The sequence below is a fragment of the Bradyrhizobium sp. genome (assembly GCF_027451485.1).
In the GTDB taxonomy this organism is placed as follows: Bacteria; Pseudomonadota; Alphaproteobacteria; order Rhizobiales; family Xanthobacteraceae; genus Bradyrhizobium.
The window spans coordinates 1-15,032 of record NZ_DAIDJE010000027.1 but is presented as its reverse complement, the minus strand read 5'-3'; the positions used below and the strand labels follow the sequence as shown (position 1 = coordinate 15,032).

The window sequence follows — 15,032 nt, the reverse complement described above, 5'->3', positions numbered from 1 at the left end:
GAACAGGACCCAGACCATTGAACGCCGTTTCCGCCGCAGAGATCGTTGATGTTGGGCCGGTCAAATTCGGCAATCGCCTGCCGATTTCGATCATCGCCGGTCCGTGCCAGCTCGAGAGCCGCGCCCATGGACTTGAGGTGGCGTCGGCGCTGAAGGAAATCGCGGACCGTTTGAAGATCGGCCTTGTCTACAAAACCTCCTTCGACAAGGCCAATCGAACCAGCGCCTCCGCCGCGCGGGGAATTGGGCTGGCGCAAGCGTTGCCGATCTTTGCTGAAATACGGGCCGCGCTCGGCTTGCCCGTGCTGACCGACGTGCATGAATCCGCCCAATGCGCGGAAGTCGCCCAAGCCGTCGATGTCTTGCAGATTCCGGCGTTCCTGTGCCGTCAGACCGATCTGCTGCTGGCAGCTGCGGCCACCGGCAAGGTCGTCAACGTCAAGAAAGGACAGTTCCTCGCGCCGTGGGACATGACCAATGTCGTGGCCAAGATCACGGGTGCCGGAAATCCCAAGGTCCTGGTCACCGAGCGTGGCGCTTCGTTCGGCTACAACACGCTGGTGTCGGACATGCGCGCGCTGCCGATCCTGGCCCGCACCACCGGCGCGCCCGTGATCTTCGATGCGACCCATTCGGTGCAACAGCCTGGCGGGAAGGGGACGGCTTCGGGTGGGGAGCGAGAGTTTGTGCCGGTACTGGCGCGGGCGGCGGTGGCTGTCGGTGTTGCCGGCGTGTTCATCGAAACCCATCCCGATCCGGACCACGCACCCTCCGACGGACCCAATATGGTGCCGTTGCGCGAGTTCGAAGGCCTCCTGCGAAATCTCATGGCTTTCGACAAGCTCGCCAAGAGCACTCAAAAAACAATGCTTGAAAACAATGCCTGAGAATGTGACGCGCTGATGCCGCAGACGGTGCCGCGGCTGGATCGCATGCCGCCAGCGATCAACATCATTGCGATCGCAACCTTTGCGGCCAGCCTTTCCGCCCGCGCGCTCGATCCCGTGCTGCCGCATATTGCAGAGGAATTTGGCATCAGTATTACGACGGCTGCGAGTTTTGCCGCCGTATTTGCGTTCACTTTCGCCGTGGTTCAGCCGGTGTTGGGTGCAGCCGCCGACCTGTTCGGCAAAGTCCGCCTGATGATTGCGTGCCTCGCGATCCTTGGACTCGCCAACATGCTTGGCTCGATGGCGACATCATTTCCGCTTCTGTTTGCCACCCGCATTCTCGCCGGGGTCGGCTCCGGCGGCGTGTTTCCGGTTGCGCTCAGCCTCACCAGCGATCTCGTCGGAGCCGAAAAGCGTCAGGTCGCGATCGGGCGCACGCTAGCGGGCTCGATGACGGGCAACCTCCTAGGGGCATCGTTTTCCGGGGTGATTGGCGACTTTCTCGGCTGGCGCGGTGTGCTCGCGATCCTCGGCCTTTTGGTGGTCGCAGCTTCGGTCGCTGTTACCGCCGGCTTTCGCGGCAAGGCGATCGTCCATGTTCCGAAAACCAACCTCAGGACGCTCCGACACGGCTATCGCACCATCTTCGCCAATCCCAATGCGCTCTGCTACGCCGCCGTGTTCATTGAAGGGTGCTGCGTGCTCGGTCTGTTTCCGTATATCGCGTCGTTTCTGTTCGATCTCGGTGAGACAAGGCTGTCAATCGCGGGTATCGTGATCGCCGGATTTGCCGTGGGCGGACTGTTTTACACCCTGACTGTCTCGCGTTTCCTGCCGCGGCTCGGCGTCAATGGCATGATGATCGTGGGCGCGGCCCTGGTAGGCCTTCAACTGGCGGCCATCGGCTTTGGTCCGGGATGGAAGGTGCAGGTCGCATGCCTGTTGTTGATGGGCTGGGGCTTCTACATGATCCACGGCTGCTTGCAGGTTTTCGCAAGCGAACTCTCGGTCGAGGCCCGCGCCACGGCACTCGCGCTGCATTCGTTCTTCTTTTTCATGGGCCAGACGGTCGGCCCGATCGCCTATGGCTTCGGTATTCAGAGCGCCGGCAAGATGGCCACGCTATTGACCAGCGCGGTCATCATCACCGCACTCGGCTTTGCTTGCGCGCGGCTGTTGCGGCAGAGGCCGCCAGCGGATGCCAGCATGGCTGCCTAGCGTCTTTGAGCCACCTGGGAAACGGCTCGCTGAACAAAGCGGCCGAAACGCCAATCTAGCCGAGGGACCTAAGCAGGGCGTCTTCGGCGCGGCTGACGTGCCGCTCCCTATGGCGGAGGATGTAGAACGATCGGCGCGGCAGGTCGAACTTGACGCGGTGGAGCGTCCTGGCTGCAATGGACGGCGCTCCTACCAGATCCGAGATGGCGGTTGCGGCCTCGCCAGCCTCGACCGCAGAGCGTACCGCTTCGTTGGAGGGCAGTTCGAGCGCAATCCGAAGATCTGTCAATTTAACGCCGTGCTGGCGTAACCCGGCTTCGAACATCGACCTCGTGCCAGAGCCTCTTTCCCGCAGCACCCACGTCGTCGTCGGCAAGTCCTTCGCCGAGACTTTGGTTCGGCTGGCCCACGGATGCCGGGCTCCGACGGCCAGGATGAGCCTGTCGCCGTCAATCCTCCTGGTCACGAGGTCCGCGTCGATTTCGCCCTCAACGAAACCCAGATCGGCATCGCCGCGCAGCACGGCCTGTGCCACTTGTTCAGTGTTGGCGATCGTCAAGCGCAAGTCGATGCCGGGATAGGCGCCGTGAAAGGCCTGTATGCGGCTCGGCAGCCAATAATTTCCGACTGTCTGACTTGCCGCAATGGAAAGCGAACCGCGCTTCAGACCGGCGAGGTCATTGAGAACCTGCGTGGCGTCCCTGGCGCGGGTCAGAACCGCTCGGGCTTCAACAAGAAAGTCTTTTCCGGTCTGGGTCAGCGCGATGCCACGACCGACGCGATCGAACAGCTTGATGCCGTAACGCGCCTCGAGCGCCGCGATCGCAGCGCTCGTAGCCGACTGGGTGAGATTTAATTCGTTTGCGGCGCGCGTGACGTGCTGTTTTTCGGCGACGGCTACGAAAATGCGCAGCTGTTCCAGGGTCATTCGTCCTCATCCAAACAGTTTGATCAGCATGAGACTAAAGCTCGCAATGAACAGGAACGCCAGTGCGCCCAGCAGCGCCGGGCGGATGCCCCTGGCCATGAGCTTGCGGAGGTCGGTTTCCAGCCCCATGGCCGCAAGGGCGACGGACAGCAGGAACGTTGTGACGGCCACTATCTGTGTCCGTTCCGCAGCCGGAATCGTGATCAGGCTGTTCAGTCCGACGACCGCGACGAAGCCCAGCACAAACCACGGCATCGGCGGCCGCTGGGAAACGGTGGAGCCAGACGCTCGCACAGTCGCATTGCGAGATGCGAGCCAGCCCAGCGCGATCACGACGGGGGCCAGCAGGACGACACGCGACAGTTTTGCGATCGTGCCGAATTCTCCTGCGGTCTTCCCGTACTGGAAAGCAGCGGCGACCACTTGCGCGATCTCGTGGATGGAAGCACCGGTCCATAATCCGAAGGCATGCGGATCCAGGTGCAACAGTGCGGGAAGAAGCGGATAACCGAACATCGCGACCGATCCGAAGATCGTCACGCAGGCCACCGCATAGGCGACATCCTCGTCGTCTCCATTTGTCACCGTGTTGGTGGCGATAACGGCGGAAGCACCGCAAATCGAGGTACCTGCCGCAATCAGTTGCGCCAGCTTTCGGTCGACGCCCAGCAACCTTCCCATCGAAACCGTGAACACGAAAGTAGTCAGAAGCGTTGTGGCGATAATGAGAAAGCCGCGCTGCCCAACTTCGATGATCTGGCTGACGGTCAGTTGAAACCCGAGCAGGATGATGCCGATGCGCAGAAGCCGTCGCATGCTGAAGGCGACGCCGGCTTTGGCGACGGCAGGAGTTCCGACGATGTTGTGAACGGCAGTGCCAATCAGGATCGCCAGGATCAGCGGGCTGAACGCGGTCATTCCCGGCAACTCGCGCAACCAATAGGTCGATGCCGCGACCATGGAGGCCAACAGAAGGCCCGGAACGATGGCCAGCGCCCGTCTGAGATTCGAACTGACGAGGTCGACATTGGACGTGAGCGATGAAACGCGGTGGGTCATAGCGTCGGGCTCCTTCATTTGCCCAACGACTATCGGGACGTTTGATCGTTCAATCCAACAGATTATAATCGTTAAATCAATCGATTTTACGTGTGAATTTAGCCGCGGCCTCGGTAGGGTGCCACTCCCTGGTCGGGTATCCACATTCCCCTCGGCAGTGTGCCGGTTTGCCAGAATACATCGATTGGGATGCCGCCGCGTGGATACCAATAGCCGCCGATCCTGAGCCATTTCGGCTTGATCTCTGTGGCAATCCGCTTGCCGATCATGACCGTGCAATCCTCGTGGAAAGCGCCGTGATTGCGAAAGCTCGCGACATAAAGCTTCAGCGATTTCGATTCCAAGAGCCACTGGCCGGGAACGTAATCAATGACCAGGTGCGCGAAATCGGGCTGACCGGTGACCGGGCATAATGACGTGAATTCCGGGGCGGTAAACCGCACGACATAATTCGTGTCCTTTTGCGGATTGGGTACGCGGTCGAGTCTTGCAGCCTCGGGCCTGGAGGGCCATTCGACGGCACGGCCGAGCTGCAAGTCGGACCGCGGAATGAGGGATTTTGGCGCCTTTCGTGGCTTCCTGGACATAATCGGTCTCCGTTGCTCACCTTTTAGCCCGTTCGCTTTTTCCCGTCACCGCTAACGCAACCTTTTCCGTCCGATCGGCTTGCTGTAGAAGCTGCCCAACCCCTCCAACCGCTCGTTTCTCAAGAGGCTTTTCATGACAGCTATCGTCGACATCATCGGCCGCGAAATTCTCGATAGCCGCGGCAACCCCACGGTTGAAGTTGACGTCGTTCTGGACGACGGCTCTTTCGGCCGGGCAGCCGTGCCATCCGGCGCTTCGACGGGGGCGCATGAAGCGGTCGAACTGCGCGACGGCGACAAGGCGCGCTATCTCGGCAAGGGCGTGCAAAAGGCGGTCGCCGCCGTGAACGGCGAGATCTGCGATGCCCTGAGCGATATGGCGGTCGAGCAGCAGGTGCAGATCGATCAGATCATGATCGATCTCGACGGCACGGCGAACAAGAGCCGGTTGGGGGCCAATGCCATTCTCGGCGTTTCGCTCGCCTGCGCCAAAGCGGCGGCTGCATCGCTCGACATGCCGCTTTATCGCTATGTCGGCGGTACTTCGGCGCGGACCTTGCCGGTGCCGATGATGAACATCATCAACGGCGGCGTTCATGCCGACAACCCGATCGATTTTCAGGAATTCATGATCATGCCGGTCGGGGCTTCGACCTTTGCCGATGCGTTGCGCTGTGGTTCGGAGATCTTCCATACCTTACGGTCGGAGTTGAAGAAGGCTGGTCATAACACCAACGTCGGCGACGAAGGCGGTTTCGCGCCGAACTTGCCCTCGGCGGACGCGGCGCTCGAGTTCGTCATGGGCGCGATCGGCAAGGCCGGTTACAAGGCTGGCCATGACGTCATGCTGGCGCTCGACTGCGCGGCGACTGAATTCTTCAAGGAGGGTTCTTACGTCTACGGCGGCGAGAAAAAGACCCGCTCGCGTTCCGAGCAGGCGAGGTATCTCGCAGATCTCGCGTCCCGCTATCCGATCGTCTCGATCGAGGACGGCATGTCGGAAGACGACATGGAGGGCTGGAAAGAATTGACCGATCTGATAGGCGGCAAATGCCAGCTCGTCGGCGACGACTTGTTCGTCACCAACGTGAAGCGGCTGGCTGACGGCATCAAGAACGGCCGCGCCAACTCCATCCTTGTCAAGGTCAACCAGATCGGGACGCTGACGGAAACGCTTTCGGCGGTCGAAATGGCGTACAAGGCCGGCTATACCGCCGTGATGTCGCACCGTTCGGGCGAAACCGAGGATTCCACAATTGCCGATCTCGCCGTGGCCACCAACTGCGGGCAGATCAAGACCGGCTCGCTGGCGCGTTCGGACCGTACCGCCAAGTACAACCAGTTGCTGCGCATCGAACAGGAATTGGGCACACAGGCGAAATATGCCGGGCGCGCGGCGCTGAAAGCGCTGGCCTGAAGCTGCGGCGTCGCGAGGCTGCTTCAGGCTTGCGTTTCGCAGCCAGCCGGAGATCATCGGCGCAACAGACCTGATGGGAGATGTCATGAGCGCCGAGGGCAGAAGCGGACTGCAACTGCGTTCGCAGATCAAGAAGAGCGGCGAACTGGAAATATCACTGGTTGACGTCCCGACGCCGGAGCCTTCGGCGGATGAGGTCGTCGTCCGGGTCGAAGCGACCCCGATCAATCCGTCCGACCTTGGTCTTCTGGTCGGCGCGGCCGATATGAGCACCGTAAAAGCCGCCGGCAGCAAGGACGCGCCGATCATCACGGCGCGCGTCCCTGATGCGGCGATGCGGGCGATGACGGGGAGGCTCGATCAGTCCATGCCGGTCGGCAATGAGGGCGCGGGCGTGGTCATCCGGGCCGGATCTTCGGATGCCGCAAAGGCGCTGATGGGCAAGAACGTCGCGATGATCGGCGGGGCGATGTACACGCAATACAGGACGATCAAGGTCAGCGACTGTGCGGTGCTCCCGGAAGGTACCGCGCCGGCGGAAGGCGCTTCGTGGTTCGTCAATCCGCTCACCGCTCTCGGTATGGTCGAGACGATGCGGCGAGAGGGGCATAAGGCGCTGGTGCACACCGCTGCCGCCTCGAATCTTGGGCAGATGCTGAACAAGATCTGCCTCAAGGACGGCGTCGCGCTGGTCAACATCGTTAGAAAGCCGGAGCAGGCCGAGATCCTGCACAAGATCGGCGCCAAGCACATCGTCGATTCCACATCGCCGACATTCCTGGAAGATTTGACCGAGGCACTTGCCGAAACCGGTGCGACAATTGCGTTTGATGCGATCGGCGGAGGCAAGCTTGCCGGACAAATTCTCGCCTGCATGGAAGCTGCGATCAACAGGAGCGCGAAGGTTTATAGCCGCTACGGCTCCAACGTGCACAAGCAGGTCTATATCTACGGCATGCTCGATCCCGGCCCAACCGAATTGTATCGGTCGTTCGGAATGACCTGGAGCGTCGGCGGCTGGCTATTGTTTCCGTTCTTGATGAAGGTCGGGCCGACCGAGATGGCAAAACTTCGCCAGCGTGTCGTTTCCGAGTTGAAGACCACATTCGCGAGTCACTATACGCAAGTGGTCTCATTGCAGGAGGCGCTCCAACTCTCCCACCTTGCGGTTTACGGCAGACGCGCAACCGGCGAGAAGTACCTGATCAATCCCAACAAGGCCTAACGGAGTTTTTCTCTCGGTGATTTTTCGTAATATCAATGGCTTATCTCCACATTCTGCAAAACGAGAGTAGGCGTTCGCGTTCGCGGCACTGAGATACGTTGGATACTGACTCCCCGCAGCCGATATCGCAGTGATTGCTGGCTTGGGCTTTAACCCTTGGGCCAAGGAGTTGGCCTAAGGTCGCCTCGCGTACGGCAAATTGACTTGCCTTTGTGGCGCGGCGGGAGAACATTCGCGCCCGCCATGACAACCGAAAATCACCAAGCAAGACCTAAAAGGGGGAATGCCATGAATGATCTGAGTCGCCGCGACCTGCTGGCCGGTGCCGCTGCCATTGGCGCCGCGTCCATCCTTCCGCTTGCCTCAAAAGAGGCTCACGCGACGGCACCTGCCGCCACCGCGCAGGCGCCGGGCTTCTATCGCTACAAGGTCGGCAGCATCGAATGCACGTCAATCAACGATGGGGCGCGCTCGTTCCCGCTGCCGGACAACTGGGTCACCAATGTCAGCAAGGATCAGGCGATCGCAGCCGCTGAAGCTGCATACATGCCGAAGGGCATGGTGACGGTGCCCTTCAACCCGCAACTGATCAATACCGGCAGCAAGCTCGTCCTGCTCGACTGCGGCAATGGCATCTCGGCCTTCAATGCGACGAAGGGTCAGGTCGGCCGGGTGTTGCAAAATCTTGCTGCGGCCGGCATCGATCCCAAGAGCATCGACGTGGTCCTCATGTCTCACTTGCATCCTGACCACACCAACGGCATCCGCGCCGCGGACAATTCGATGGCGTTCCCGAACGCCGAGATCATGGTGCCGGCGAAAGACTGGGACTTCTGGATGAGCGAGGAAAACGCCGCCAAGGCTCAATCCAATCCGATGATGAAGAACTACTTTGCCAACGTGAAGAAGATCTACGCCGGCATCGAAAAGAACGTGACGAAGTACGACTGGGACAAGGAGGTTCTGCCGGGTCTGACGTCGATCGGTACACCCGGTCATACACCGGGACACACCTCGTTCGCCCTGGCTTCGGGCAACTCGAAGATACTCATATCGGCGGACGTGACGAATATCCCCGAGTTCTTCCTGCGCAATCCGGATTGGCATGTTGCCTACGATGCTGATCCCGACCTTGCCCAAAAGACCCGGCACAAGTTCTATGACATGGCCGTGGCCGAGAAGGCGACGGTGGTCGGCTTCCACTACCCGTTCCCGGCCGTCGGACATGTCGAGAAGGACGGTAACGGCTATCGCCTCATTCCGATCGCGTTCAATCCGGTGCTGTAAGCCCGGATTACTTGGCGCTTTCCGATCAGGCCGCCTCTCTCGGGCGGCCTGATCTTTTGTTGGGGAGATGTTTCAGAACGGCGTGATCGGCCGGTTCATGCACTTGCATCTTTCTCAAACGCCGCTAGGTTTGCACCGAAACCAGACCCGCGCTTCCAAAGGAAACACCATGTCGATCCCCCACCACATTCTCGCTCTCGTCGGTAGCCTCCGCAAAGAGAGCTTCACCCTCAAAATCGCCAATGCTCTGGCCAAGCTGGCGCCGCCTGCGCTGAAGCTCGAGGTCGTGACGCCGCACGGCATTTCCTTCTTCAACCAGGATCTGGAGGCGAACCCGCCCGCCGATTGGCTGGCTTTCCGGGAGCGGATTCAGAGGTCGGCTGGCGTGATCTTCGTGACGCCAGAATATAACCGCTCCATTCCCGGCGTGCTGAAGAATGCCATCGACGTCGCGTCTCGGCCCTATGGCAAGAGTTCGTTTCTTGGCAAGCCGGTCGGCATTGTCTCCAATTCGCCCGGACCTCTCGGCGGCGTCTCCGCGGCCAAGCATTTGCAGAACATCTTGCCGGGCATTTCCGGTCCGATCATGGGCCAGCCGGAAACTTATCTGAACGGGATTGGGGATGCCTTCGACGAGAAGGGCAATCTTACCAAGGAGTCCCTGCAAAAGGTGCTCCAGCAATACCTGGACGCCTTTGCCGCCTTCGTCGACAAGCAGAACAAATAGGTCAGATGAACGCCTTATTGGATGGGCGGCGTTAAGGGCGTGGTTAGCACTCCCTTAACCGGTCCGTCGCATGTTGCGAACCGATGGTATCGCGCAGGCGCCTCAAATCGTTTCTGACCGGTCTTGCCCTCTACACCATGGCGGCAGGAATGATCGGCTATTTCTGGGTCAACGCCTATACCGGAAGGTATGGGCTCAATGCGCGGCAGGAACTCGATCAGGAAATCATCACGCTGACAGCTGAGCTCGCACGTCTGAAAAAAGAGCGGAGCCAAGGTGAGCAGCGCGTCTCGCTGTTGCGTTCCGACCGGCTCGATCCGGATATGCTCGACGAACGCGCGCGCTACCAGCTTGACTATGCCAACCCGCACGACCTCGTTCGGATCATTCATTCGAATTGATCGTCAAATTACAAATTTGTCTGAAATAGATTTCGAAAATGTCGTGCCGCATTGCACTGCGGTATGAGGAGCCATTTCGAGCTCACGCAAATCCTTTTAAGGCGGTTTGAGTTGAGCTAGAGAAAGCAAATTCGCCTCCCTTCACTCGGAAACGCCATGGTCCCTCCTAAAAAAAGCGCCGCCAATGAAGCCGTTCAGGAGCAGGGGGCGCCACCGCCCTTTACGCGGGAACAAGAGCTAAAAGCACTGCGGGACATGTTGCTGATCCGCCGGTTCGAAGAGAAGGCCGGTCAGCTCTACGGCATGGGCGCGATCGGCGGCTTTTGTCACCTCTACATCGGCCAGGAAGCGGTTGTCGTCGGCATGCAGATGGCCCTGAAAAAGGGCGATCAGGTCATAACGGGATACCGCGACCACGGGCATATGCTTGCCTGCGGAATGGCCGCCAAGGGCGTGATGGCGGAATTGACCGGACGCCGCGGCGGCTACTCCAAGGGGAAGGGCGGCTCGATGCACATGTTCAGTAAGGCCGAGAATTTCTACGGCGGCCATGGCATCGTCGGAGCCCAGGTCTCGCTCGGTACCGGACTTGCGTTCGCTAATCATTATCGCGGCAATGATTTCGTCAGCCTGACTTATTTCGGCGACGGTGCCTCCAACCAGGGGCAGGTCTATGAGAGCTTCAACATGGCGGAGCTCTGGAAACTCCCCGTGATCTACGTGATCGAGAACAACCGCTATGCCATGGGCACTTCGGTGACCCGTTCTTCGGCTCAGACCGATTTTTCCAAGCGTGGCATCTCCTTCAACATCCCCGGCGAGCAGGTCGACGGCATGGACGTTCGCGCGGTGAAGGCCGCTGCCGACAAGGCGGTCGCCTGGTGCCGCGCCGGGAAGGGGCCTTACATCCTGGAAATGCAGACCTACCGCTACCGCGGCCACTCGATGTCGGATCCGGCAAAGTACCGGACGCGTGAGGAGGTGGAAAAGGTGCGTCACGATCAGGATCCGATCGAACAGGTCCGGAATCGGTTGCTCGCGGCGAAGATGAACGAAGACGAGTTGAAGAAGGTCGACGCCGAGGTTCGCCAGATCGTCAACGAAGCTGCGGATTTCGCGCAGCACGATCCCGAGCCTGACGTGTCCGAGCTTTACACCGACGTCTATCGATAAGCGTTTGTAGCGCTGGATGAGCGCGCTCTAAAACCGATTCCGTGGAGTTGATATGCCCATTCAAGTACTCATGCCTGCGCTTTCGCCGACGATGGAGAAAGGCAACCTCGCCAAGTGGCTGAAGAAGGAGGGCGAGACGATCAAATCCGGCGATGTGATCGCCGAGATCGAGACCGACAAGGCGACGATGGAGGTCGAGGCGACCGACGAAGGCACCCTCGGCAAGATCCTGATTCCGGAAGGCACCGCCGACGTCGCGGTCAATACGCCGATTGCCACCATTCTGGCTGACGGCGAAAGCGCGGCCGACCTCGCCAAGGCGACGGCTCCCGCCAAGCAGCAGAAGGCGGCTGAGTCTGCCTCCCCTGCAGCAGAAGCAAAACCGACCCCGGCGCCGAAAGATGATGCCGCACCCACAGCGCCCGCTGCTGTCGTCGCACCCGATCCGGAAGTTCCGCCCGGCACCGAAATGGTCACCATGACCATCCGCGAGGCCTTGCGCGACGCGATGGCGGAAGAAATGCGCCGCGACGCGGATGTGTTTCTGATGGGCGAGGAAGTTGCCGAATACCAGGGCGCCTACAAGGTCAGTCAGGGACTGCTGCAGGAGTTCAGCGCCCGTCGCGTCATCGATACGCCGATCACCGAGCATGGCTTTGCCGGGATCGGTGTCGGCGCAGCCATGAGCGGACTGAAACCGATCGTGGAGTTCATGACCTTCAATTTTGCCATGCAAGCGATCGATCAGATCATCAATTCGGCGGCAAAGACGCTCTACATGTCGGGCGGCCAGATGGGTTGCTCGATCGTATTCCGCGGCCCGAACGGCGCGGCTGCCCGCGTCGCCGCCCAGCACAGCCAGGATTACGCTGCCTGGTATTCGCAGATCCCGGGGCTCAAGGTAATCGCGCCGTTCTCGGCCGCCGATTACAAGGGGCTGTTGAAGGCCGCGATCCGCGATCCCAATCCGGTGATCTTCCTCGAGAATGAGGTGCTCTACGGCCATAGCGGCGAAGTGCCGAAGCTAGACGACTACGTGATTCCGATCGGCAAGGCGCGCGTGGCGCGAACCGGAAGCCACGTGACGATCATCTCGTGGTCCATGGGCATGAGCTATGCGCTCAAGGCCGCCGACGAACTGGCGAAGGAAGGCATCGAGGCTGAAATCGTCGACCTCCGCACCATCCGTCCAATGGATACCGACACGATCATCGCTTCTGTCAAGAAGACCGGACGCGCCGTCACCGTCGAGGAAGGTTGGCAGCAGAGCGGCGTCGGCGCCGAGGTCGCGGCGCGAATCATGGAACACGCCTTCGATTATCTCGATGCGCCGGTTGCGCGCGTATCGGGCAAGGATGTGCCGATGCCATACGCGGCCAATCTTGAAAAGCTCGCACTGCCTTCGGTGGCCGAAGTGGTCGCGGCGGCCAAAGCAGTTTGTTATCGCTGACAGAGCGGGGCTCAAGCACATGCCAATCAACATCCTGATGCCCGCATTGTCGCCGACGATGGAGAAGGGCAATCTCGCCAAGTGGCTCAAGAAGGAAGGCGACAAGGTCAAATCCGGCGATGTAATCGCGGAGATCGAGACCGACAAGGCGACCATGGAAGTCGAGGCGGTCGATGAGGGCACGATCGCAAAGATACTGGTTCCTGAAGGCACGCAGGATGTTGCCGTCAACGATGTCATTGCTGTGCTCGCGGGCGACGGGGAGGATGTGAAGGCCGCCGGCGCATCGGCGGGTGCAAAGGCCGCGCCGGCGCCCGCGAAGGCGGAAGCTGCGCCGACAAAGCCCGTATCGTCTGCGCCTGCTGCCGCGCCAACTCCTTCGGCTACGCCAGTTCTGCAATCCGCCGCGCTGGCGCCTCAGGCGGCTTCGCCCGCGCCCCAGATAAATGGCCATGGCCGCACGTTCTCGTCTCCTTTGGCGCGGCGCTTGGCCAAGGAAGCCGGCATCGACATTGCCCGGATTGCCGGCACCGGTCCCCATGGCCGCGTCATTGCGCGCGACGTGGCGGAAGCCAAAACCGGCGGAGGGCTGCAGGCACCTGCGGCTGCCCCAGGCGCAACGCCTGCGCTCGCACCGTCCATGTCGGACAAGCAGATCCTCGCGCTGTTCGAGCCGGGCAGCTACGAAATCGTGCCGCATGACGGCATGCGGCGCACGATAGCGCAGCGGCTCACCGCGGCGGTGCAGACCATTCCGACCTTCTATCTCACGATCGACTGCGAGATCGGCCGGCTGCTTGCCGCGCGCGAGGAGATCAATGCGGCGGCGCCGAAGGACAAGGAAAAAAGGCCGCTCTACAAGCTTTCGGTCAACGACTTCGTCATCAAGGCGATGGCCGTCGCGTTGCAAAAAATCCCGGACTGCAATGTGAGCTGGACCGAAGGCGGGATGGTCAAGCACAAGCATTCGGATATCGGCGTTGCGGTCGCCATGCCAGGCGGGCTGATCACGCCAATTATCCGTAAGGCCGAAACCAAAACGCTATCGGCGATCTCGAACGAGATGAAGGATTTTGCCGCCCGCGCGCGGGCGCGAAAGCTCAAGCCGGAAGAATACCAGGGTGGCACGACGGCCGTCTCCAATCTCGGCATGTACGGCATCAATCATTTCACCGCCGTGATCAATCCGCCGCACGCGACCATTCTGGCAGTCGGCACCAGCGAGGAGCGTCCTGTGGTGCGCAGCGGCAAGATCGAGATCGCCCAGATGATGAGCGTGACGTTGTCGTGCGATCATCGTGCAATCGACGGCGCTCTCGGTGCCGAGCTGATCGGCGCTTTCAAGACACTGATCGAAAACCCTGTGATGATGATGGTTTGACGTATGGCCGATACATCCTTTGACGTCATCATCATCGGCTCGGGTCCCGGCGGCTATGTAACCGCCATTCGCGCCGCGCAGCTCGGCTTCAAGACCGCGATCATCGAGAAATCCTATCTCGGCGGCATCTGCCTGAACTGGGGCTGCATCCCGACCAAGGCCCTGCTGCGTTCGGCTGAAATCTACCACTACATGCAGCACGCCAAGGATTACGGCCTCACCGCCGAAAATGTCGCCTACGATCCAAAGGCGGTCGTGCAGCGCTCGCGCGGCGTCTCCAAGCGCTTGAACGACGGCGTCGGCTTCCTGATGAAGAAGAACAAGGTGACGGTCATCTGGGGCGAGGCGTCGATCAACGAGCCCGGCAAGGTCACGGTGAAGAAGTCCGCGGTTGAAGCGCCGAAGGGCGCGCTGGGCGAGGGAGCCTATCAGGCCAAGCACATCGTCATCGCGACCGGCGCACGGCCGCGCGTGCTGCCGGGGCTGGAGCCGGACAAGAAACTGGTCTGGACCTATTTCGAAGCCATGGTGCCGGATAAAATGCCGAAATCGCTGCTGGTTGTCGGCTCCGGCGCGATCGGCATCGAATTCGCTTCGTTCTTCCATACTATGGGGGCGGACGTCACCGTGGTTGAGGTGTTGCCGCAAATTCTCCCCGTGGAAGATGCGGAGATCGCCGGCCTTGCACGCAAGCGATTCGAGAAGCAGGGCATCAAGATTCTCACCAGCACCAAGGTGACAAAGCTGGAGAAGAAAAGCGACAGCGTGGTCGCGACCATCGACGATGGAAAGAAGCCGCAGGCGGTCGAATTCGATCGGGTGATTTCGGCCGTGGGCGTCGTGGGCAACGTCGAAAACCTTGGGCTGGAGAAACTGGGCGTCAAGACCGACCGCGGCTGTGTGGTCATCGACGGTTACGGCAAAACCAACGTTCCCGGCATCTACGCCATCGGCGATGTCGCCGGGCCGCCGATGCTCGCGCACAAGGCCGAGCATGAAGGCGTCATTTGCGTGGAGGCGATCAAGGGCCTGCATCCGCATCCGATGGACAAGAATCTGATCCCAGGATGCACCTACTGCAATCCGCAAGTGGCCTCGGTCGGCCTCACTGAAGCAAGGGCAAAAGAGGGCGGGCGCGAGGTTCGCGTCGGCCGCTTCCCATTCGTCGGCAACGGCAAGGCGATTGCGCTTGGCGAAGATCAGGGCCTCGTCAAGGTGGTCTTCGACAAGAAGACCGGTCAGTTGCTTGGCGCCCACATGATTGGCGCGGAAGTCACAGAATTGATCCA

14 protein-coding genes are annotated in these 15,032 nt (G+C 60.6%); 11 read left to right on the top strand and 3 right to left on the bottom strand.

What is annotated here, in order from left to right; genetic code table 11:
- Nucleotides 1-17 precede the first annotated feature (17 nt).
- Nucleotides 18-887: a 3-deoxy-8-phosphooctulonate synthase gene (kdsA, locus tag NEZ08_RS03945; protein ID WP_298103791.1), complete on the top strand. Its 870-nt coding sequence runs from the start codon at nucleotides 18-20 to the stop codon at nucleotides 885-887.
- Between the two features lie 15 nt (nucleotides 888-902).
- A complete protein-coding gene (locus NEZ08_RS03940) occupies nucleotides 903-2,108 on the top strand; it encodes an MFS transporter (protein WP_298103788.1) in 1,206 nt (401 codons plus the stop codon).
- A 55-nt stretch (nucleotides 2,109-2,163) separates the two neighbouring features.
- Here the strand turns inward: NEZ08_RS03940 and NEZ08_RS03935 are convergent, their stop codons facing one another.
- From NEZ08_RS03935 to queF, 3 genes are all read right to left on the bottom strand, one after another.
- Nucleotides 2,164-3,036: a LysR family transcriptional regulator gene (locus NEZ08_RS03935; protein ID WP_298103785.1), complete on the bottom strand. Its 873-nt coding sequence runs from the start codon at nucleotides 3,034-3,036 to the stop codon at nucleotides 2,164-2,166.
- Nucleotides 3,037-3,042: 6 nt separating this feature from the next.
- Entirely contained in the window at nucleotides 3,043-4,095 is a 1,053-nt protein-coding gene (locus NEZ08_RS03930) for a YeiH family protein (protein WP_298103782.1), read from the bottom strand.
- Between the two features lie 98 nt (nucleotides 4,096-4,193).
- The gene (queF, locus tag NEZ08_RS03925; protein WP_298103779.1) at nucleotides 4,194-4,682 is read right to left on the bottom strand and encodes a preQ(1) synthase; all 489 of its coding nucleotides are present in this window, start codon (nucleotides 4,680-4,682) and stop codon (nucleotides 4,194-4,196) included.
- A gap of 133 nt (nucleotides 4,683-4,815) precedes the next feature.
- Here queF and eno point away from each other — a divergent pair, with 133 nt between their 5' ends.
- From eno to lpdA, 9 genes are all read left to right on the top strand, one after another.
- A complete protein-coding gene (eno, locus tag NEZ08_RS03920; RefSeq protein ID WP_298103776.1) occupies nucleotides 4,816-6,099 on the top strand; it encodes a phosphopyruvate hydratase in 1,284 nt (427 codons plus the stop codon).
- Between the two features lie 85 nt (nucleotides 6,100-6,184).
- Nucleotides 6,185-7,324, top strand: a complete 1,140-nt coding sequence (locus NEZ08_RS03915) for a zinc-binding dehydrogenase (RefSeq protein WP_298103774.1) — start codon at nucleotides 6,185-6,187, stop codon at nucleotides 7,322-7,324.
- Nucleotides 7,325-7,612: 288 nt separating this feature from the next.
- The gene (locus NEZ08_RS03910) at nucleotides 7,613-8,611 is read left to right on the top strand and encodes an MBL fold metallo-hydrolase (RefSeq protein WP_298103771.1); all 999 of its coding nucleotides are present in this window, start codon (nucleotides 7,613-7,615) and stop codon (nucleotides 8,609-8,611) included.
- A gap of 169 nt (nucleotides 8,612-8,780) precedes the next feature.
- Entirely contained in the window at nucleotides 8,781-9,338 is a 558-nt protein-coding gene (locus NEZ08_RS03905) for an NADPH-dependent FMN reductase (RefSeq protein WP_298103769.1), read from the top strand.
- A gap of 83 nt (nucleotides 9,339-9,421) precedes the next feature.
- Complete coding sequence (locus NEZ08_RS03900; RefSeq protein ID WP_298103767.1) at nucleotides 9,422-9,739, top strand: septum formation initiator family protein; 318 nt, start codon at nucleotides 9,422-9,424, stop codon at nucleotides 9,737-9,739.
- A 156-nt stretch (nucleotides 9,740-9,895) separates the two neighbouring features.
- Nucleotides 9,896-10,912, top strand: a complete 1,017-nt coding sequence (gene pdhA, locus NEZ08_RS03895; protein WP_298103764.1) for a pyruvate dehydrogenase (acetyl-transferring) E1 component subunit alpha — start codon at nucleotides 9,896-9,898, stop codon at nucleotides 10,910-10,912.
- A gap of 52 nt (nucleotides 10,913-10,964) precedes the next feature.
- Nucleotides 10,965-12,362 carry a pyruvate dehydrogenase complex E1 component subunit beta gene (locus tag NEZ08_RS03890; protein WP_298103761.1) on the top strand — a complete coding sequence of 466 codons (1,398 nt, stop codon included), beginning with the start codon at nucleotides 10,965-10,967 and terminating at the stop codon, nucleotides 12,360-12,362.
- Nucleotides 12,363-12,381: 19 nt separating this feature from the next.
- Nucleotides 12,382-13,743 carry a pyruvate dehydrogenase complex dihydrolipoamide acetyltransferase gene (locus tag NEZ08_RS03885; protein WP_298103758.1) on the top strand — a complete coding sequence of 454 codons (1,362 nt, stop codon included), beginning with the start codon at nucleotides 12,382-12,384 and terminating at the stop codon, nucleotides 13,741-13,743.
- 3 nt (nucleotides 13,744-13,746) lie between these two features.
- Nucleotides 13,747-15,032, top strand: a 1,286-nt coding sequence (gene lpdA / locus NEZ08_RS03880; RefSeq protein ID WP_298103755.1) for a dihydrolipoyl dehydrogenase, incomplete at its 3' end; no start/stop codon positions are given.